This is a genomic window from Pseudomonas sp. G34, from assembly GCF_031119625.1.
Taxonomy (GTDB): Bacteria; Pseudomonadota; Gammaproteobacteria; order Pseudomonadales; family Pseudomonadaceae; genus Aquipseudomonas.
The window spans coordinates 88,103-106,895 of sequence record NZ_JAVHZV010000004.1 but is presented as its reverse complement, the minus strand read 5'-3'; the positions used below and the strand labels follow the sequence as shown (position 1 = coordinate 106,895).

Below are 18,793 nucleotides of genomic sequence, written 5' to 3'. Positions count from 1 at the left end.
CGCCCGTAAGGGGCGAAACCCATAGTCCAGGCGACGAACCAATGGCGAGCGCCAAGCCATCGGCAACTAACGCTTTATTGCCAGTCCGGCGTCAAGCCTATCCTCCCCGCGAAAATGCGAAGAATCTTTTTATCGCCGGCGTGCTACAAGCGTACGCCGCCATCCAGTTCGAGAATGCGCCCGGTGAAGTACTCGTTCTCCAGCAGAAAGGCGATGGCGTGGGCGATCTCCTCGGGTTTGCCGAGACGCTTGAGCGGAATCACCTCGGTCATGCGTTGTAGCGCCTCGGGCTTCATGCTGGCAACCATCTCGGTCTCGATGAAGCCCGGTGCCACCCCGGCCACACGGATGCCATAACGCGCCAGCTCGCGGGCCCAGACCACGGTATCGGCCGCCACCGCCGCCTTGGCGGCCGAGTAGTTGGCCTGGCCGATGTTGCCGGCCCGCGACACCGAGGAAATATTGATGATCGCCCCCTCGTTCTGCAGCTCGATCATCTTCGCCGCTACCTCGCGGGTGCACAGGAACACGCCGGTCAGGTTGACGTCGATCACCGACTGCCACTGCGCCAGGCTCATCTTGCTCATTTCGCCGTCCTTGACCTTGATGGTCAGGCCGTCGCGCAGGATGCCGGCATTGTTGACCAGCCCGTTGATCGAGCCGAAATCCTCGGCGATCTGCGCGATGGTCTGGGTGACCTGCTCCTCGCTGGCCACGTTGCACAGGTAGGTGCGCGCCTGCACGCCCAGCGCCCGGCAGGCCGCTGCGGTGTCATCGAGCTTTTCCTGATTCAGATCGACCAGCGCCAGGCGCACCCGGCGTTCGGCGAGGTACTCGGCCATGGCACGACCGAGCCCCTGGCCGCCGCCGGTGATGATGATGACTTTGTCTTGGAGTTGCATGCCACTTCCCTTGATTGAGAGTCGAACGGAATATGCCGACAGCTGCCGAGCCGTGATGCTCAAGCTCTTCTAAAGCGAGGTCGGTGCGGTTGCGTACAGGCAGCAGCATAGAGCGCGGTGAGGGCAGGGCACCAGCGCTGGATTGCGGATCGAGCGGGCGCTGCCGGCGGCTTTCCAATATCTTGTAACAGCCCTGCCACATAGCCATGGAGCCCCGTGGCGTCTCGCGTGGAACGCCTGCTGCCTGGCTGAAGTCCAAGCTTCAGCTTGAATTAAGCGCAACACCCCATATTTCTCTCCTACTGGAAGGTGTTCTTCCGTCAAGGAAACCGCGATGCGCATTTTCATGTTGTTGTTCCTGCTGTTCCCGATCCTCGAATTGGCGGTGCTGATCTCGGTGGGCAGCGCCATCGGTGTGCTGCCGACCATTGCCCTGGTGATCCTCTCCTCGATCTTCGGTGGCCTGATGCTGCGCATTGCCGGTATCACCACCGCCTGGCGTGCCCGCGAGCGCCTGGCGCGCGGCGAAATGCCGGATCAGGAAGTGCTGCAGGGGCTGATGATGGCGGTCGGCGGTGGCCTGCTGCTGCTGCCGGGTTTCATCAGCGACGCCATCGGTATTCTCTGCCTGCTGCCGTTTACCCGACGCTGGCTGGTCGAGCGCGTGCGCCAGCGCGCTGCCGAACAGGCCGCGCGGCAACGGGCCTTCGCCGATGACCTGGCCGCCCGCAATGGCCAGCCCGGGGCGCACAAGCCGAACGTGCTGGAAGGTGAGTACGAGCGCCGCGAGTGATGGCCTAGCCAGTCGCACACAGCCCCGGCCAGAGCCATCTGGCCGGGGCTGTGCATTTTCAGGCGGGTCGATTTGCTGAACCTGCATCGTAAAAAATTTACCGCCTCGCCCTTGAATTGTTGTTCATCGACCTTATGTAGCGGTCACCGCAAGGTTTTTCAGCGTCCAGGCGCTGAAACAAATTTCGGCGTTACGTGTATTGCGCAGCGCCATGATCCTGCCGGTGAGCGCACCGGTTTGATGTCAACAACTATTGGGAGAGATCGACAATGAAGCTTCGTCCTTTGCATGACCGCGTCGTGATCCGTCGCAGCGAAGAAGAAACCAAAACCGCTGGCGGTATCGTGCTGCCGGGCTCGGCTGCCGAGAAGCCGAATCAGGGCGAAATCGTTGCCGTGGGTACTGGCCGTGTTCTGGACAGCGGTGAAGTCCGCGCTCTGGCCGTCAAGGTCGGTGACAAGGTGGTATTCGGCCCTTACTCCGGCAGCAACACCGTCAAGGTCGACGGCGAAGACCTGCTGGTGATGAGCGAGAACGAAATCCTCGCCGTCGTCGAAGCCTGATCGCCCGCGAATTTCCGTTTAATCGTCAAGAATTGAGGATCAATTTCCATGGCTGCTAAAGAAGTTAAATTCGGCGACTCCGCCCGCAAGAAAATGCTCGCCGGTGTGAACGTCCTGGCTGACGCCGTTAAAGCTACCCTCGGCCCGAAAGGCCGTAACGTTGTGCTGGAGCGTAGCTTCGGTGCGCCGACCATCACCAAGGACGGCGTTTCCGTCGCCAAAGAAATCGAGCTGAAAGATCGCTTCGAAAACATGGGCGCTCAGCTGGTCAAGGACGTTGCGTCCAAGGCCAACGATGCTGCCGGTGACGGCACCACCACCGCTACCGTTCTGGCTCAGGCCATCGTCAACGAAGGCCTGAAAGCCGTCGCTGCCGGCATGAACCCGATGGATCTGAAGCGTGGTATCGACAAAGCCACCATCGCCATCGTCAAAGAGCTGAAGAACCTGTCCAAGCCTTGCGCTGACACCAAGGCAATCGCTCAGGTCGGTACCATTTCCGCCAACTCCGACAACTCCATCGGCGACATCATTGCCGAAGCCATGGAAAAAGTCGGTAAAGAAGGCGTGATCACCGTTGAAGAAGGCTCGGGCCTGGAAAACGAACTGTCCGTCGTTGAAGGCATGCAGTTCGACCGCGGCTACCTGTCGCCGTACTTCATCAACAAGCCGGACACCATGGTTGCCGAGCTCGACAACCCGCTGCTGCTGCTGGTCGACAAGAAGATCTCCAACATCCGCGAACTGCTGCCGGTGCTGGAAGCTGTCGCCAAAGCTGGCCGTCCGCTGCTGATCGTTGCCGAAGACGTCGAAGGCGAAGCGCTGGCTACCCTGGTCGTCAACAACATGCGCGGTATCGTCAAGGTCGCTGCCGTCAAGGCGCCGGGCTTCGGTGATCGCCGCAAGGCCATGCTGCAGGACATCGCCGTACTGACTGGCGGTACCGTGATCTCCGAAGAGATCGGCCTGAGCCTGGAAAGCACCACCATGGAGCACCTGGGTCAAGCCAAGCGTGTCGTCCTGAACAAGGAAAACACCACCGTCATCGACGGCGCTGGCCAGCAAGCCGACATCGAGTCGCGCGTTGCGCAGATCCGCAAGCAGGTCGAAGACACTTCGTCCGACTACGACAAAGAGAAGCTGCAAGAGCGTCTGGCCAAACTGGCTGGCGGTGTTGCCGTGATCAAGGTCGGTGCCGGTACCGAAGTCGAAATGAAAGAGAAGAAAGCCCGCGTTGAAGACGCCCTGCACGCTACCCGCGCAGCCGTCGAAGAAGGCGTGGTGCCTGGCGGCGGCGTTGCCCTGGTGCGCGCTCTGCAGTCGATCTCCGAGCTCAAGGGCGACAACGAAGACCAGAACGTCGGTATCGCGCTGCTGCGTCGCGCTGTCGAAGCGCCGCTGCGTCAGATCGTTGCCAACGCCGGCGACGAGCCGAGCGTAGTGGTCGACAAGGTCAAGCAAGGTTCGGGCAACTACGGCTACAACGCTGCAACTGGCGTCTACGGCGACATGATCGAGATGGGTATTCTCGATCCGGCCAAAGTCACCCGTTCGGCGCTGCAAGCTGCAGCCTCCATCGGTAGCCTGATGATCACCACCGAGGCGATGATCGCTGAAGTGCCTGATGAAAAAGGCGCACCGGCCATGCCGGACATGGGCGGCATGGGCGGCATGGGCGGCATGATGTAAGCCACCCGGCACCTGAGCTTTACCAGAACCCCGCGCCTTGGCGCGGGGTTTTTTATTGGCGCTGGATTATCCAGGACCCGAATGTTCGCCGCGGCTCTGGTTGGCGGGCTGCGGGCGGCCAGTGCCGGCAGCGCGACAGCTGGCGGTGCAAAGGGTTTTGACCGTTCGTCTTGTTGCAATCTGTTTCGAGTAATCGTGATCTAGTGTTAGCGAACGCGCTGGCAGCACTATCAAGAGGTTGCGATCATGAGCTTAGGTTTGGTCAGAGGTTTGTTTCTCGTTGCGGCGCTGAGCGTCTCGGCACTGGCGGCGGCCTCCTGGTACGAGCCGGGGCCCGGCGTCATCAGCAGCAACGGTCGCAGCTACTGCCTGAGCCCCGCGCTCAAACCACTGACGCCCGCCTCGGTGCAGGCCAACCAGAACCTGTTGCTGCTGGTCATGGGCCTGTCCCAGGGCATGCGCTGACTGGCTGACATGCTGCAGGAACAGTGAATTTCTACCCGTGCTGCGAACTCCGATACCCTGAGCGAACATTCGACGCAGGGGAGGCAGCAGATGTCCATTTACCGTGAGCGTGGCGAACGCCTTCGAGCCTTGCACCAGCAGGCCGAGTTGCTGGTGCTGCCCAACCCCTGGGACGCCGGGTCGGCGAAGATGCTCGCGGCGCTTGGGTTCCATGCCCTGGCCACCACCAGCGCCGGGTTGGCCTTTTCGCTCGGCCGCCGCGATGCCGAAGGCGCGGTGAGCCGCGACGAGGCGCTGGCCAATGCCCGGGCAATCGTCGAAGCGACGGCGCTGCCAGTGGTCGCCGACCTGGAAAATGGCTACGGCGATACCCCCGAGGATTGCGCGGCTACCGTGCGGCTGGCGGCGCAGATCGGCCTGGTCGGCGGCTCCATCGAAGATGCCACTGGCCGCGCGGACGAGCCCATTTACCCCTTCGACCTCGCGGTAGCGCGCATTGGCGCTGCGGTAGCGGCCGCCCGGGAACTGGACATTGCCTTCACCCTGACCGCGCGGGCGGAAAACTTCCTGCATGGCCGCCCCGACCTGGACGACACCATCCGCCGGCTGGTGGCCTATGCCGAAGCCGGCGCCGACGTGCTCTATGCGCCAGGGCTGACCACCCGCGAGCAGATCCAGGCGGTGGTCGAGGCCGTGGCGCCCAAGCCGGTCAACGTGCTGGTCGGCTCGCCGAGCCTGACCCTGTCGCTGGACGAGCTGGCGCAGCTTGGCGTCAAGCGCGTGAGCCTGGGCTCCAACCTGGCACGGGTTGCCTATGGCGCCTTCCTGCAGGCGGCCACCGGGCTGGCCGAGCGCGGCGACCTGAGCGGCGCCCGGCAGGCGCTGCCGTTCGATACCATCAACGACCTGTTCAAGGGCTAGCGTGCGGCAGTTCCTGATCGCGCTGTTGATCTTCGTGGTGGTCGGTGGCCCGCTGGCGCTGTATCGCCAGTGGATCGACGTGCCGCCGCGCTGGAACCCCTGGGCGTCGCTCGACCTGCGCGATACGCCCAGCTGGCTGACCGCCTACAAGCTGCGCCGTCTGCAGGGCGACCCTGAACTGTGCCGAACGGTGCTGGATACCTCGGCGCTGCGCTACGTTGCGCTGCCCGACAGCACGCCTGCCGCCGATTGCCCCTTGACCAACACGGTACGGGTGCAGGGCAGCGACGTGCGCCTGAGCAGCAGCTTCATCGCCACCTGCCCGGTGGCCGCGGCCTTCGCACTGTTCGAGCGCCATGGCCTGCAGCCGGCGGCCGAGCAGCGCTTCGGCCAGCGCGTGGTGCAGGTCGATCACGTCGGCAGTTTCGCCTGCCGGACCATCGCCGGCAGTCAGCGGCGCAGCCAGCATGCCTCGGCCAATGCCCTGGATATCGTCGGTTTTCGTCTGGCCGATGGCCGGCGCATCAGCGTGCTGCGGGACTGGCCGGGCGAGGATGACAAGTCGCTGTTTCTGCGCCAGGTGCAGGAGGCGGCCTGCTCCAGTTTCAATACCACCCTGGGGCCGGACTACAACGCGGCGCACCGCGATCACTTTCATCTGGATATGGGCGGCTTTCGCATGTGCCGCTGAACTCAGCCCTGCATGCGTTGCTGCAGGGTCAGGCGGCCCATCAACAGCTCCCAGGGGGCCAGCGACTCTTGCAGCAACGGGTTGCTCGCCGCGTTCTCGGCACTGCCGGTCGGCGCCAGCAGTTGTTGCTGCAGCACCAGCTCCTCGAGGGGCATGGCAGCATCGACGTCATTCAGCGCGCAGACGAACTGGCGCTGCATCATCACGTCTTCCAGGGTGCGCATGCCGTGCATGGGCGCTTCGTCTGCCGGCGTGGTCGGGGGCGGCGGCGCGGGTGGCGTCAGGGCGCTTTCCATGTCGCGCAATACGCTGCGCAGAATCTGGTCGTAAAGCGCCGCGCTGGCGCTCGATGGCGTGCCGGCTTTCTGGGCGGCGACCCGGGTGTCACCGGGAATATGGGAGATGACCTCGAACATCGGGCGGCTGGCTCTGGCAAACTATCGCTTCCCGGGGTATCGGCTGTTGCCGGCCCGAGTTGAGCCACCGGCCGATTAAAGTTTGCCGACCCAATCGATGGACGACCCGCAATGACTGAAATACAGCCCGACGTGCGCATTCGCATGGAGGCCCTGGCGCCGCACCTGCAAACCGCTGCCCAACAATGGGCGCAGCGCCTCGGTCTGCCCATGGACGGTGAGGCGGGCTATGCGCTGCAGCTGGGTGAGGCCGGTCTGCAACTGGTCGAACTGGGCCCCCAGGCACCAGGGCCGGTGCGCGTGGATTTCGTCGAGGGGGCGGTGGCCCATCGTCGCCAGTTCGGCGGCGGAGCGGGGCAGATGATCGCCAAGGCGGTGGGCATTGCCCAGGGCATTCGCCCGCAGGTGCTGGATGCCACCGCCGGCCTCGGTCGCGATGCCTTCGTGCTGGCCAGCCTGGGCTGCCACGTCGACCTGATCGAGCGTCAGCCACTGATCGGCGCGCTGCTCGAAGATGGCCTGCAGCGCGCGGCCAGCGACGCGGAAGTTGCGAGTATCGTTGCGCGCATGCGCCTGCTGCAGGGCAACGCCATCGAGCTGATGGGTGCCTGGCAGGACGAAGCGCCCCAGGTGATCTACCTCGACCCGATGTTTCCCCATCGCGACAAGAGCGCCCTGGTGAAGAAGGAGATGCGCCTGTTCCGGCCCTTCGTCGGCGATGACCTGGATGCACCGGCATTGCTCGCCGCTGCCCTCAAACTGGCCAGCCACCGCGTGGTGGTCAAGCGCCCGCGCAAGGCGCCGCTCATCGAGGGCGCCAAGCCGGGCTATGCGCTGGAGGGCAAGTCCAGCCGCTACGATATCTACCCGCTGAAGAAGCTCACGCCTTAGCGCCTGTTCGATCTTTCGGCTCGGCTCGGCTTTAGCGCTTTGCCTGCAAAGTGGCGGAAGCGGCCATTTGCAGCGGTGGGCTAAAGCCCACCCTACAGATCGTGCCAGCCTCGTAGGGTGGGCTTTAGCCCACCAATATGAACAGGTTTGAAATCGCAGCACGACCGTCCGCTCCTGCCTTGAAGCAGTCTCCTTAATATCGCCTAAAGATCGTGAACAGGTTCTTGAACGAACCGCTCTGCGGTCGCCATCCAACCTGAACGTTTTTAGCGGGCCTCACCTCAGATTTTGAACGGATGCACGAGACATCCACGCGAACCGAGGTAGCCCCATGAGCGAGACCATTACAGCCGGTGCCGAGCGCCGGACGATTTCCCTGTCGTTGAACGGCAGCCCCACACAAGTCGAGGTGTATCCGTGGATCACGGCCCTCGACCTGCTTCGTGAACAGCTCGACCTGGTCGGCACCAAGAAGGGTTGCGACCACGGCCAGTGCGGCGCCTGCACGGTGCTGGTGGACGGCCGGCGGGTCAACGCCTGCCTGACCCTGGCAGTGATGCTCGACGGCCGCGAGCTGACCACCATCGAAGGCCTGGCCAACGGTGATGAACTGCACCCCATGCAGCGCGCCTTCGTCAAACACGACGCCTTTCAGTGCGGCTATTGCACGCCCGGGCAGATCTGTTCGGCGGTCGGCCTGGCCAACGAAGGGCGGGTCGGCGACGCCGCCGATATCCGCGAGCGGATGAGCGGCAACCTGTGCCGTTGCGGCGCCTACAGCAACATCCTGGCGGCCATCGAAGACGCGTTGCCCGAGAGCGAACAGGCGGTGCGCCCATGACGCCTTTCGCCTACAGCAGGCCCGAGGCCATCGACGAAGCGGTGCGCCTGGCCGGGCCCGACAGCCTGTTCATCGCCGGCGGCACCAACCTGGTCGACCTGATGAAGGAAAACCTGGTGCGCCCCAAGCGCCTTATCGACATCAACGCGTTGCCGCTGCGCGACGTGACCGCCACCGCCGACGGCGGCCTGCGCATCGGCGCGCTGGTGGGCAACGCCGAGCTGGCCTGGCACCCGGAAATCGAGCGGCGTTATCCACTGCTGGCCCAGGCGCTGCTCTCCGGCGCCTCGCCCCAGGTGCGCAACATGGCCAGCGCCGGCGGCAACCTGCTGCAGCGCACCCGTTGCCCTTACTTCTACGACAGCCAGGTACCGTGCAACAAACGCGAACCTGGCAGCGGCTGCCCGGCCCGCGAAGGGCTGAACCGCAACCACGCGCTGTTCGGTGCCAGCGAGCACTGCGTGGCGGTGCACCCATCGGACTTCTGCGTGGCCCTGGCCGCCCTGGATGCCCAGGTGGTGATTATCGGCCCGCAGGGTGAGCGCCGTGTGCCGATGAGCGACTTCCATCGTTTGCCTGGCGATACCCCGCAGCGCGACACCGTGCTGGAGGCGGGCGAATTGATCCTCGCCATCGAGCTGCCAGCCGCAGACTTCGCCGGGCATCACGCCTACCTCAAGTTGCGTGATCGCGCTTCGTTCGCCTTCGCCCTGGTTTCGGTGGCGGCGGCACTCGAACTGGACGCGGGCGGGCAGATCCGCCAGGCGCGCATCGCCCTGGGTGGCGTCGCCCACAAGCCATGGCGCCGAGCGGACGTGGAGGCCAGCCTGGTTGGCCAGCCGGCCACCCCTGAGCACTTCGCGGCAGCCGCCGAGCTGTTGCTCAAGGATGCCCAGCCGCTGGCCCACAACGCCTTCAAGGTCGAGCTGGCGCGCCGCGCCGTGGTTCGTGCCCTGTCCACCGCCGCAGAAGGAGCCCGCCCATGAATGCGCGAACCCTCGGCCAACCCCTGGACCGCGTCGACGGCCCGCTGAAGGTCAGCGGCCAGGCGCGCTATGCCGCCGAGCACCCGGCCGATGGCCTGCTGCATGGCAGCGTGATCTGCAGCGTGATCCCCCGCGGCCGCATCACGGCCATCGACGCCTCGGCTGCCCTGGCATTGCCCGGTGTGAAACTGGTGCTCAGCCATCTCAATCGCCCGCCCATGGCGCAGGACGACGAGAGCTACGAGGATGACGATGCTGCCGATGGCTCACCGTTCCGCCCGCTGTTCAACGAGCGCATCCGCTACAGCGGCCAGCCAGTGGCCCTGGTGGTCGCCGACACCCTGGAGCTGGCGCGCCATGCCGGCTCGCTGGTGCGTATCGACTATCAGCAGCAGCCCCATGCCACCGATCTGCGCGAAGCCCTGAGCGAGGCGCATGCCGCGCCGGCCGAGCTGCCCACGCCCCGTGGCGATGCCGATGCGGTGATCGCCGGCGCACCACTGCGCCTGGAGCTGGAATACGAGCTGCCCTGCGAGTATCACCACCCCATGGAGCCCCATGCCTCGACGGTGATCTACCAGGCCGACGGCAGCCTGCTGGTGCACGACAAGACCCAGGGCCCGCAGAACAGCCAGCGTTACCTGGTCGACGTACTCAAGCTGGAACCGGGTCGCGTGCGCATCAAGTCATCCTTCGTGGGGGGCGCCTTCGGCTCCGGCCTGCGCCCGCAATACCAGCTGCCCCTGGCCGCCATGGCCGCGCTGAAACTGCAGCAGTCGGTGCGCGTGACCCTGACCCGCCAGCAGATGTTCACCTTCGGCTATCGGCCGCGGGCGGTGCAGCACCTGCAACTCGGCGCCGATGAAAACGGCAAGTTGCAGGGCCTGGTGCACGAGGTGATCGCCCAGACCTCGCGCTTCGAAGACTTCACCGAGCACGTCGCCGAGTGGTCGGGAATGCTCTACCACTGCGATCACGTGCGCCTGGCCTATCGGCTGGCGCCGCTGGACGTCTACACACCGCTGGACATGCGCGCGCCGGGCGCTGCTACCGGCGTTTACGCGTTGGAGTCGGCAATGGACGAACTGGCCTGGGCAGCAGGGGTAGACCCGGTGCAACTGCGCCTGACCAACTACGCCGAAGCCAACCAGAACGAAGGCAAACCCTATTCCAGCAAGGAGCTGCGCGCCTGCTACCAGCAGGGTGCCGATGCCTTCGGTTGGAGCAAGCGCAGCCCGCAGCCGCGCAGCATGCGCGAGGGCGACCAGCTGATCGGCTACGGCATGGCTACCGGCGTGTGGGAAGCCATGCAGATGCCGGCCAGCGCCCGTGCCAGCTTCACCGCCGATGGCCGTCTGATCGTCGCCAGCGCCACCTGTGACATCGGCCCGGGTACCGCCACGGTGATGACCCAGATCGCCGCCAACGTGCTGGGGCTGGAGCCGTCCCAGGTGGAGTTCCGCCTTGGCGATTCCAGCCTGCCCCAGGCGCCGCTGCAGGGTGGCTCGTTCACCGTATCGTCGGTGGGCAGTGCGGTGCGCGAGGCTTGCCTGGCCCTGGCCGACAAGCTCTGCGAGGCCGCGCGGCAATGGCCCGAGGCACCGTTCGACGATGGCGCCGCGCTGCGCTTCACGGCGGGCCGTGTGCAGCAGGGTGAGGATGCCAATCGCGCAGTCGAGCTGAAGGCGCTGCTGGCTCGCCACGGCAGCCTCGAGGTCGAGGTGCAGGCGCAGCCGGGCAAACAGCGCGAGCGCTACGCCAGCGCCAGCCACTCGGCGGTGTTCGTCGAGGTGCAGGTGGACGAAGCCCTGGGTACGGTAAGGGTCACCCGGGTGGTCAGTGCCATCGCTGCCGGCCGGGTGATCAACCCGAAAACCGCGCGCAGCCAGATTCTCGGCGGCGTGGTGTGGGGCATCGGCATGGCCTTGCACGAGGAGGCGATGATCGACCATGGCCTGGGCCGCTGCATGAACCACAACCTGGCCGACTACCACCTGCCGGTGCAGGCCGACATCGGCGATATCGAGGTGATCTTCGTCGAGGAGAACGACAGCATCATCAACCCGCTGGGCTCCAAGGGTGTCGGCGAGATCGGTATCGTCGGCGTCGCGGCGGCGGTCGCCAATGCGGTCTATCACGCTACCGGCAAGCGCATTCGCCAGTTGCCGATCACCCTCGACAAGCTGCTTTGAGCGATGGCGATGGCGGGGCCGCTGAGGCGGGCCCGTCATCGCACCGCTGGGGTTGATTGCGCACCACCAGCCAGATGCCCAATCCGGAAATGACCGTGCCCAGGCCCATCAGCCAGGACAGCGGTTCGCCGAACATCGCCCAGGCCCACAGCAGGGTCAGCGCCGGGCTCAAATACAGCACGCTGGCCACCCGGGTCGGCGTCGAGCGCTTCAGGCACAGCCAGTACAAGCCGTAGCCGCCGATGGTGGAGACGCTCGTCCACAGCACGCTCAGGGCGAAGCCGCCGGACGGCACCGGTTGCAGGCTGCCCTCCATCACGGCCAGTAGCGCGAACGGCACGCAGCAGATGCCGCACTGCAGCCACAGGTTGCCGAGCAGGTCGAGCGAGGCCGTGGCCCTGGTGCGTTTCTGCCACAGGGTGGCGACCGCCAGCGACAGCATGCCCAGCAGCGGCAAACCGTAGACCCACAGCGGCGCATCGCCCCAGGCCAGGGCGTCCGAAGTGGCCAGCAGCACGCCTGCCAGGCCGACCAGCAGGCCGAGCCAGGTACGCCATCCCAGGCGCTCCTGGAACAGCAGCACGGCGAGCAGGGCGACGCCGATGGGCAGCAGGTCGGCCAGCAAGGCGGCAAGCCCGGCGGGCACACCCAGGGCGATGCCCTGAACCACGCCGGCCAGGTAGCCGCCCATCGCCAGCAAGCCGATACCGGCGTGGCGCAGCAGGGTGGCCGGCGAGGCGTGACGCAGGCGCGGCAATGCCCAGGGCGCCAGCAGCAACACGAACAGCAGGCTGCGCCAGAACACCACCAGCATCGCTGGCGCGTGATCGATGGAGAAGCGCGCGCCGATAAAGCCCGAGCTCCAGACCACCACCAGGGCGGCTTCGAGAACCAGCAAGGGAATGGCGACGGGCCAGAGACGAGCAGCCTGCTGAACGGACATGGCAGATGACCGGATAAAGGGTGTAGGTGCAGGCTACGAAAGCGGGCTAATCTAATAAATCAAAATGTATTTAATCAGTCGTTCGGAATTATTGAACAATGAGCGCCGTACTCGATATCGAACTGCTCCGCACCTTTCACGCGGTGGCGCGCAGCGGGCGCTTCAAGGCCGCAGCCGAGCAACTGCACAAGAGCCCGGCGGCGATCAGCGTGCATATCCAGCGTCTGGAAGCAGTTGCCGGTGGCCGGCTGTTCGACCGTGACAACCAGTCGGTAAGCCTGACGGCCCTTGGCAAGCGGCTGCTGCGCTCGACCAGCGAACTGCTCAGCACCCACGACCGCGTGCTTGCCGAGCTGCACGGCCCGCGGCTGGCCGGGCGCATCCGCCTGGGGATACCCGACGAGTACGCCGCCCACGTGATCCGCGACATCCTGCCGATCTTCGCCGCGGCCTGGCCCAACGTGGTGCTGGAGGTGAAGACCGCCCCCAGCTACACGCTGCGCGAGCAGGTGCAGGCCGGCAAGCTGCATGGCGCGGTGCTCACCCTGCCGCTGCAGCAGCGCGAGCCCAGGGCCCAGGTGCTGGTTGCCACCACGCCGGTGTGGGTCGCGGCGGCGTCCCATCCGCAGCCTGCAAAGGGCATCATCCCGCTGGCCATCCACGCGGCCGACTGCCCATACCGCAGCCTGATGCTGGAGTCGCTGAAAACGGCGGGTTACAGCTGGCGGGTGGTGCTGGAAAGCCCGTCCAGCCAGGCCATCAGGGCCTGCGTCGAATCGGGGCTGGCGATCACCCTGATGGATCGCGCGAAGATCAGCAGTGCCATGCGCATCGTCGAGGCGCTACCCGAAGCCGCCGAGCATGAGGTGATGTTCCTGCGCTCGGCCCAGGCGCAGCATGACGAAGCCCTGGCGCTACTGGCCCAGGCCATTCATCAGCACTTCCGGCTGTGATCAGCGGTGCTTGGTGCTCGAGCGCAGCTTGTAGCGTTCGCCCGGGTGAAGCAGGCGCACATAGCTGATCAGGTGCTCGCCCGACCAGGTGCGGCGGATCATCGACAGGCAGGCGGCGCCCGCCGGTATATCCAGCCATTCGGCGGTACGGGGATCGGCGTGCACGGCCTCGACCACATGCTCCACGTCGCTGATCGGGCAGCTGGCGACCAGCACCTCGTTGGGCGTCTGTTTGGAGAAGTCGCTGCTCAGGTAATGGGGCACCCAGCGCGGGTTGACGAAGCGATCCTCGAGCTGGATCGGCACGCCATCCTCCAGGTGCACGAGGATGCTGTGGAACACCTCGGCGCCGATGCGCAGGCCCAGGCGCAGCGCCACCTCGTCATCGGCGGCCAGCGCTTCGCTGCGCAGGATGCGGTTGGAATAGGCATGACCTCGGGCACGCACCTCGGCGGCGATATTCATCACCTCGTGCAATGAGGACTCGGATTTGCGGTCGGTGACGAAGGTGCCGAGGCCGGCCTGGCGGATCAGGTAGCCCTGCTGCACCAGGTTGTTGATGGCCTTGTTGGCGGTCATGCGGCTGACCGAGAAATCCCGCGCCAGCTGCTCCTCGGGCGGGATCTGGTGATTGACCGGAAACGCGCCGCCCTGGATGCGCTCCAGCAGGAATGCCTCGATGGCTTTGTAGCGCGGGGTGGTGGTCACGAAAGCTCCTTGGCAAGGCCGGGTGCGCGGATGATAGCGGAGCTTGCGCCGCGCTCCCACTTGCCAGAGCGGCCGCGCGGACTCAGCAGCGCCAGCGAACGGTGCGCCAGGCAATGCTCAGCCTACCGAAGGCAGCATGCCGGCCGGCAGCAGCGGCGTCAGCACACGCTCGGCCAGCAGCTCGTCGGCGGCGGCGATGTCCGGGGCGAAGAAGCGATCCTCGACGTAGTACGGCACCTTGGCACGCAGCGTCTGACGGGCCTGTTCCAGCGCCGGGGTGCTCTTCAGCCCTTCGCGGAAGTCCAGGCCCTGGCAGGCGCCGAGCCATTCCACGGCCAGCACGCCACGGGTGTTGGCGGCCATGTCCCACAGGCGCTTGCCGGCGGCCGGAGCCATGGACACGTGGTCTTCCTGGTTGGCCGACGTCGGCAGGCTGTCGACGCTGTGCGGATGAGCCAGTGCCTTGTTCTCGCTGGCCAGTGCCGCAGCGGTGACCTGGGCGATCATGAAACCGGAGTTGACCCCGCCATTGGCCACCAGGAACGGCGGCAACTGCGACATGTGCTTGTCCATCATCAGCGAGATGCGCCGCTCGGACAGCGCGCCGATCTCGGCGATGGCCAGGGCGATATTGTCGGCGGCCATGGCCACCGGCTCGGCGTGGAAGTTGCCACCGGAAATCACCTCGCCTTCGGCGGCGAACACCAGCGGGTTGTCCGACACCGCGTTGGCTTCCACGCCGAGCACCTCGGCGGCCTGGCGCAACTGGGTCAGGCAGGCGCCCATGACCTGCGGCTGGCAGCGCAGCGAGTACGGGTCCTGCACCTTGTCGCAGGCGGCGTGGGAGCGGCCGATCTCGCTGCTGTCGCCGAGCAGGTGACGGAACGCCGCCGCCGCGTCGATCTGCCCGCGCTGGCCACGGGCGGCATGAATGCGCGCATCGAAGGGCGAGCGCGAACCCAGCAGTGCCTCGACACTGAGCGCGCCGCAGACGCTGGCCGCGGCGTACAGGTCTTCGGCCTCGAACAGCCCGCGCAGGGCGTAGGCGGTGGATACCTGGGTGCCGTTGAGCAGGGCCAGGCCCTCCTTGGCGGCCAGGGTCATCGGCTGCACGCCGGCGATGGCCAGCGCCTCGCTGGCCGGCAGCCACTCACCGCGATAACGCGCCTGGCTTTCACCGAGCAGCACCAGCGACATATGCGCCAGCGGCGCCAGGTCGCCGGAGGCACCGACCGAGCCTTTGAGTGGAATATGCGGATAGACCTCGGCATTGACCAGGGCGATCAGCGCCTCGATCACCTCGCGGCGGATGCCGGAGAAGCCACGCGCCAGGCTGTTGACCTTGAGCAGCATGATCAGCCGCACCATGGCGTCATCCAGCGGCTCGCCGATGCCGGCGGCATGGGACAGCACCAGCGAGCGCTGCAGCTTTTCCAGGTCGGCATTGGCGATGCGGGTCGAGGCCAGCAGGCCGAAACCGGTGTTGATGCCGTAGGCAGTGCGGCCCTCGGCAATGATGCCGTTGACGCAGGCAACACTGGCGTCGATGGCCGGATAAGCCGACGCTGCCAGGCTCACGCGCAGCGGTGCCTGGTAGGCGGCGCGCAGTTGGGCCAGGGTCAACTGGCCAGGTGTAACTTCGATAGCGGACATGATGGGGTAGCCTCGGGATTCGAACGGGGAAGCCACTCACGCAGCGCTTCCAGGTTGGTTTGATTGCGCAGCACCTCGTAGGTGGCGCGTACATCGAGATGCAGCGGGTGCTCTTCCTCGTAGAAGGCCACCCGCTCGCGCAGGAGCTGCCAGGCACGCCCGGTGCCCTGGCCAAAGGGGCGATCCTCGATAAAGTCGAAGGCCTGGCTGGCGAGCAGGTACTCGATGGCCAGCACATGCAAGGCATTATCCAGGGCCTTGTCCAGCTTCAGGGCCGCGCTTTCGCCCAGGCTGAGATGGTCTTCCTGCAGCCCGGAGGTGAGGAAGTTGTCGGTAACCGCCGGCAGGGCCAGGCGCTTGTTGTCCGCGACCAGTGACGCCGCGCTGTATTGGACGATCATCATCCCCGACTTCACACCGCTGCCGTGGGTCAGAAACGGCGGCAACTGGTTCGCCTGCGGGGTGACCAGGCGGAAGCTGCGCCGCTCGGAAATACTGCTCCACTCGCAGACGGCGATCGCCAGCAGGTCGCAGGCCATCGCCACCGATTCGCCATGGGGGTTGGCCTGGGAAATCACCCGATAGGCGCCGTTGTCCTTGACCACCAGCGGGTTGTCGGTGGCCGAATTGAGTTCGCCGACGATCTGTTTGGCAGCGTGCTGCAGCTGATCGCGGCAGGCACCCTGCACCTGGGGGATCGAACGCACGCTCAGGGCATCCTGCAGATGCTCGCCCTGGCAGCGTTCGATCACCCGGCTGCCCTGCAACAGCTGGCGCAGATTGCTCGCGCTTTGCTGCATGCCCAGGTGCGCTTTGCGCTGCATCGCCGCCACGCTGATGGCGTCCAGCTGCCCGCCGAGGGCCTCGAAACTCATGGCCGCGATGATATCGGCCCAGTCGGCCAGCGCCGTGGCGTCCGCCAGGGTCAGGCAGGCCAGCCCGGTCATTGCCGGCGTGCCGTTGACCAGGCACAAGCCATCCTTCGCGCCCAGTTCGACGCAGGCCATGCCCACGGCCTCAAGCGCTGCCTGAGCAGTAACCCGCTGGCCGCGAAACTCGACCTCACCGTGCCCCAACAAGGCCAGGCCGATATGCGCCATATGCGAGAGGTAGCCGACCGAACCCTGGGCCGGCACCACCGGCACGATATCGTGGTTGAGCAGGCTAACCAGCCCTTCCACCACCTGTGGGCTGATGCCCGAATAGCCATGGCTGTAATTGACCACCGCGCAGCAGATGATCGCCCGCACCTGCTCGGCACGCAGCGGCGCACCGATGCCGCAGGCATGGCTCATCAGGGTGTGGCGGGACAGTTTCTGCAGCTCGCTCGGCGCCAGCACCACATGGCACAGCGCGCCCAGGCCGGTATTGATGCCGTAATGCGCCTGGCTTGAACCGGTAATGGCGAGGATCGCCGCACGGGCCTCTTGGATACGCGCCCAGGCCTGCACCGACAACTGCAGCGGGCGGCGATCACGGGCCACCGCGACCACGTCCTGCCAGGCGATGGGGCCGTCACCAATCCGCACTACCTCGACCGCGTTACTCATGAGGCGCACCCGTCGGCTCGCTCTTGCTGAAGATAAATACCCGGGCCGCCGAGGCGACAATCAGAATGAATACGAACAGCACGGTAAAGCCACCCGCCGCCGCCAGGTACTTGATGCCATCGACGCCCTGGGCGCCGCCACCGAAGGCCACCATGATGTAGGCAATGGCGGCGATGGAAACGCCCCAGATGACCTTCTGCCGCTTCGGCGACTCTTCATCGGCACGGATGTCGTGGGTGCAGATCGAGGCGATGGTCGAGGTCATGGAATCCGCGGCGGTGGCGAAGGAAATGATCAGGGTAAGGATCGCCAGTGGCACCAGAATCACGGCCAGCGGCAGGTTCTGCAGGAAGCCCCAGAGCCCCGAGACCGCGCCGTTCTCGGTGACGATACGCACCAGGTCCAGGGTGCCGTCCATCTGCCATTTGATTGCCGAGCCACCCCAGATGGCGAACCAGACGATGCCGAATACCGACGGCAGCACCCAGTTGATGATCAAGAACTCGCGCAGGGTGCGCCCGTAGGAAATACGCGCCAGGAACAACCCCATCAGCGGCGCGTAGGCGATCCAGATCGACCAGTCGTACATCGTCCACCAGGTCACCAGGGCCTCGCCGCCGGACTCCTTGGTGTCGAACGACCAGAGGAAGAAGTTGTTCAGCCAGTAACCGAAGGCGGTGGTCGACAGGCTGAAGATGTAGCTGATCGGGCCGATGATCAGCAACACGATCACGAAGGCGTAGAAGATGTAGGCGTTGACCGAGGAAAGAAACTGAATGCCGCGTTTGAGCCCCGACAGGGCGGAGGCGATAAACACCACGGAGATGATCAGGGTCAGCACCAGCCAGGTCACCGGCGTCGAGCGGATGCCGTACTGCGCTTCGATGCCCGAGCCGATCAGCGCCAGCCCGGCGCCCAGCGAGGAAGCCAGGCCGAGGGCGATGGCCAGCACCGCCACCACGTTGATCAGCGACTTGACCCACGGCCGCTCGCCATGCCGGCCGATCACCGGCGCCAGGGCCGAGGCGATGGAGAACGCCTGTTGGCGGTTGTAGTGCATGTAACCGATCATCAGGCCCGCCACCGAATACATGGCGTAGGGGATAAAGCTCCAGTTGTGGAAGCTGCGCGCCAGGGCGAAGATCGCCGCCTCGGCACTGCCGGCGGCGAAGGATTGGTTGCCGATTTCGCCGTAGACATTGCCCAGGTAGATGATCGGCTCGTTCACCGAATAGGTGACCACGCCTGTGGCGATCCCGCCCGTCAGCGCCATGGCGAAGGTCGAGGCCATGGAAAACGCCGGCTTGGCATGCACCCCGCCGAGGCGAATATCACCGGCCTTGGAACAGAAGATGTAAGCGGTCACCGCCAGCGCCGAGAACGCCAGCAGCTGGTACAGCCAGGCGAAGTCGGACAGCGAGAAATAGAAGAGCTTCTTGGCCACGCTGACCAGTGCCGCGTTGTCGACCAAGCCGACGACTACGGCGAGCAGAATGATGCTGAAGGCGGGGATAAAGACTCCGGCATTCAGCCGCTTGCGGCTATTTGTAGGCATTGTCACCGGCCCTCTGCAAACTGCATTTCGTAGAAGCGCGGGGTCGCCGCGAACCCTGTTCGCCGCGCCGCCCCCGCTCTT

At 65.5% G+C, this 18,793-nt stretch carries 18 protein-coding genes; 11 read left to right on the top strand and 7 right to left on the bottom strand.

The window, feature by feature from the left end; translation table 11 throughout:
- Positions 1–143: 143 nt before the first annotated feature.
- A complete protein-coding gene (locus QYS36_RS03020) occupies positions 144–902 on the bottom strand; it encodes an SDR family oxidoreductase (protein WP_308838095.1) in 759 nt (252 codons plus the stop codon).
- Between the two features lie 334 nt (positions 903–1,236).
- Here QYS36_RS03020 and QYS36_RS03015 point away from each other — a divergent pair, with 334 nt between their 5' ends.
- The 6 genes from QYS36_RS03015 to QYS36_RS02990 all read left to right on the top strand — a co-directional run bounded on the left by QYS36_RS03015 (position 1,237) and on the right by QYS36_RS02990 (position 6,024).
- Complete coding sequence (locus QYS36_RS03015; RefSeq protein ID WP_308838094.1) at positions 1,237–1,695, top strand: FxsA family protein; 459 nt, start codon at positions 1,237–1,239, stop codon at positions 1,693–1,695.
- Between the two features lie 269 nt (positions 1,696–1,964).
- A complete protein-coding gene (locus QYS36_RS03010; protein WP_042554944.1) occupies positions 1,965–2,258 on the top strand; it encodes a co-chaperone GroES in 294 nt (97 codons plus the stop codon).
- Between the two features lie 48 nt (positions 2,259–2,306).
- On the top strand, positions 2,307–3,947 hold the full coding sequence (gene groL, locus QYS36_RS03005; RefSeq protein ID WP_308838093.1) for a chaperonin GroEL: 1,641 nt from the start codon (positions 2,307–2,309) through the stop codon (positions 3,945–3,947).
- A gap of 246 nt (positions 3,948–4,193) precedes the next feature.
- Entirely contained in the window at positions 4,194–4,412 is a 219-nt protein-coding gene (locus tag QYS36_RS03000; protein WP_308838092.1) for a hypothetical protein, read from the top strand.
- Between the two features lie 90 nt (positions 4,413–4,502).
- A complete protein-coding gene (locus QYS36_RS02995; RefSeq protein WP_308838091.1) occupies positions 4,503–5,333 on the top strand; it encodes an isocitrate lyase/phosphoenolpyruvate mutase family protein in 831 nt (276 codons plus the stop codon).
- A gap of 1 nt (position 5,334) precedes the next feature.
- Positions 5,335–6,024, top strand: coding sequence for an extensin family protein (locus QYS36_RS02990; RefSeq protein WP_308838090.1), 690 nt, complete (start codon positions 5,335–5,337; stop codon positions 6,022–6,024).
- A 2-nt stretch (positions 6,025–6,026) separates the two neighbouring features.
- Here QYS36_RS02990 and QYS36_RS02985 read toward each other — a convergent pair whose 3' ends face one another.
- Positions 6,027–6,440, bottom strand: coding sequence for a hypothetical protein (locus tag QYS36_RS02985; RefSeq protein ID WP_308838089.1), 414 nt, complete (start codon positions 6,438–6,440; stop codon positions 6,027–6,029).
- Between the two features lie 144 nt (positions 6,441–6,584).
- On the opposite strand from QYS36_RS02985, the gene QYS36_RS02980 reads away from it, so the two are divergent.
- The 4 genes from QYS36_RS02980 (at position 6,585) to QYS36_RS02965 (ending at position 11,350) form a co-directional block, all read left to right on the top strand.
- Positions 6,585–7,331: a class I SAM-dependent methyltransferase gene (locus tag QYS36_RS02980; RefSeq protein WP_374990410.1), complete on the top strand. Its 747-nt coding sequence runs from the start codon at positions 6,585–6,587 to the stop codon at positions 7,329–7,331.
- A gap of 331 nt (positions 7,332–7,662) precedes the next feature.
- Positions 7,663–8,172: a 2Fe-2S iron-sulfur cluster-binding protein gene (locus QYS36_RS02975; RefSeq protein ID WP_308838087.1), complete on the top strand. Its 510-nt coding sequence runs from the start codon at positions 7,663–7,665 to the stop codon at positions 8,170–8,172.
- The gene (locus tag QYS36_RS02970) at positions 8,169–9,158 is read left to right on the top strand and encodes a xanthine dehydrogenase family protein subunit M (RefSeq protein WP_308838086.1); all 990 of its coding nucleotides are present in this window, start codon (positions 8,169–8,171) and stop codon (positions 9,156–9,158) included. The genes QYS36_RS02975 and QYS36_RS02970 overlap by 4 nt, the downstream gene beginning before the upstream one ends.
- Positions 9,155–11,350: a xanthine dehydrogenase family protein molybdopterin-binding subunit gene (locus tag QYS36_RS02965; protein ID WP_308838085.1), complete on the top strand. Its 2,196-nt coding sequence runs from the start codon at positions 9,155–9,157 to the stop codon at positions 11,348–11,350. Before QYS36_RS02970 ends, QYS36_RS02965 begins: the two co-directional genes overlap by 4 nt.
- On the opposite strand, the gene QYS36_RS02960 is transcribed toward QYS36_RS02965, so the two are convergent.
- Positions 11,328–12,293 (bottom strand): DMT family transporter, encoded by a 966-nt coding sequence (locus QYS36_RS02960; RefSeq protein ID WP_308838084.1) that lies wholly within the window; start codon positions 12,291–12,293, stop codon positions 11,328–11,330. The genes QYS36_RS02965 and QYS36_RS02960 overlap by 23 nt on opposite strands.
- Positions 12,294–12,391: 98 nt before the next feature.
- Between QYS36_RS02960 and QYS36_RS02955 the strand changes: the two genes are divergently transcribed.
- Positions 12,392–13,246, top strand: coding sequence for a LysR family transcriptional regulator (locus QYS36_RS02955; RefSeq protein ID WP_308838083.1), 855 nt, complete (start codon positions 12,392–12,394; stop codon positions 13,244–13,246).
- On the opposite strand, the gene hutC is transcribed toward QYS36_RS02955, so the two are convergent.
- The 4 genes from hutC to QYS36_RS02935 form a co-directional block, all read right to left on the bottom strand.
- Positions 13,247–13,954 (bottom strand): histidine utilization repressor, encoded by a 708-nt coding sequence (gene hutC, locus QYS36_RS02950; protein ID WP_308838082.1) that lies wholly within the window; start codon positions 13,952–13,954, stop codon positions 13,247–13,249. It abuts the gene before it with no gap.
- A gap of 117 nt (positions 13,955–14,071) precedes the next feature.
- A complete protein-coding gene (hutH, locus tag QYS36_RS02945) occupies positions 14,072–15,607 on the bottom strand; it encodes a histidine ammonia-lyase (protein ID WP_308838081.1) in 1,536 nt (511 codons plus the stop codon).
- Positions 15,574–17,157 carry a histidine ammonia-lyase gene (hutH, locus tag QYS36_RS02940; protein ID WP_308838080.1) on the bottom strand — a complete coding sequence of 528 codons (1,584 nt, stop codon included), beginning with the start codon at positions 17,155–17,157 and terminating at the stop codon, positions 15,574–15,576. The genes hutH (QYS36_RS02945) and hutH (QYS36_RS02940) overlap by 34 nt, the downstream gene beginning before the upstream one ends.
- Positions 17,150–18,712, bottom strand: coding sequence for a BCCT family transporter (locus tag QYS36_RS02935; protein ID WP_308838079.1), 1,563 nt, complete (start codon positions 18,710–18,712; stop codon positions 17,150–17,152). Before QYS36_RS02935 ends, hutH (QYS36_RS02940) begins: the two co-directional genes overlap by 8 nt.
- Positions 18,713–18,793: the final 81 nt, after the last annotated feature.

Coding starts and splice junctions, on each gene's coding strand:
- QYS36_RS03020 (WP_308838095.1), bottom strand. CDS start 902: ATGCAACTCCAAGACAAAGTCATCATCATCACCGGCGGCGGCCAGGGG.
- QYS36_RS03015 (WP_308838094.1), top strand. CDS start 1,237: ATGCGCATTTTCATGTTGTTGTTCCTGCTGTTCCCGATCCTCGAATTG.
- QYS36_RS03010 (WP_042554944.1), top strand. CDS start 1,965: ATGAAGCTTCGTCCTTTGCATGACCGCGTCGTGATCCGTCGCAGCGAA.
- groL (WP_308838093.1), top strand. CDS start 2,307: ATGGCTGCTAAAGAAGTTAAATTCGGCGACTCCGCCCGCAAGAAAATG.
- QYS36_RS03000 (WP_308838092.1), top strand. CDS start 4,194: ATGAGCTTAGGTTTGGTCAGAGGTTTGTTTCTCGTTGCGGCGCTGAGC.
- QYS36_RS02995 (WP_308838091.1), top strand. CDS start 4,503: ATGTCCATTTACCGTGAGCGTGGCGAACGCCTTCGAGCCTTGCACCAG.
- QYS36_RS02985 (WP_308838089.1), bottom strand. CDS start 6,440: ATGTTCGAGGTCATCTCCCATATTCCCGGTGACACCCGGGTCGCCGCC.
- QYS36_RS02980 (WP_374990410.1), top strand. CDS start 6,585: ATGGAGGCCCTGGCGCCGCACCTGCAAACCGCTGCCCAACAATGGGCG.
- QYS36_RS02975 (WP_308838087.1), top strand. CDS start 7,663: ATGAGCGAGACCATTACAGCCGGTGCCGAGCGCCGGACGATTTCCCTG.
- QYS36_RS02970 (WP_308838086.1), top strand. CDS start 8,169: ATGACGCCTTTCGCCTACAGCAGGCCCGAGGCCATCGACGAAGCGGTG.
- QYS36_RS02965 (WP_308838085.1), top strand. CDS start 9,155: ATGAATGCGCGAACCCTCGGCCAACCCCTGGACCGCGTCGACGGCCCG.
- QYS36_RS02960 (WP_308838084.1), bottom strand. CDS start 12,293: ATGTCCGTTCAGCAGGCTGCTCGTCTCTGGCCCGTCGCCATTCCCTTG.
- QYS36_RS02955 (WP_308838083.1), top strand. CDS start 12,392: ATGAGCGCCGTACTCGATATCGAACTGCTCCGCACCTTTCACGCGGTG.
- hutH (WP_308838081.1), bottom strand. CDS start 15,607: ATGTCCGCTATCGAAGTTACACCTGGCCAGTTGACCCTGGCCCAACTG.
- hutH (WP_308838080.1), bottom strand. CDS start 17,157: ATGAGTAACGCGGTCGAGGTAGTGCGGATTGGTGACGGCCCCATCGCC.
- QYS36_RS02935 (WP_308838079.1), bottom strand. CDS start 18,712: ATGCCTACAAATAGCCGCAAGCGGCTGAATGCCGGAGTCTTTATCCCC.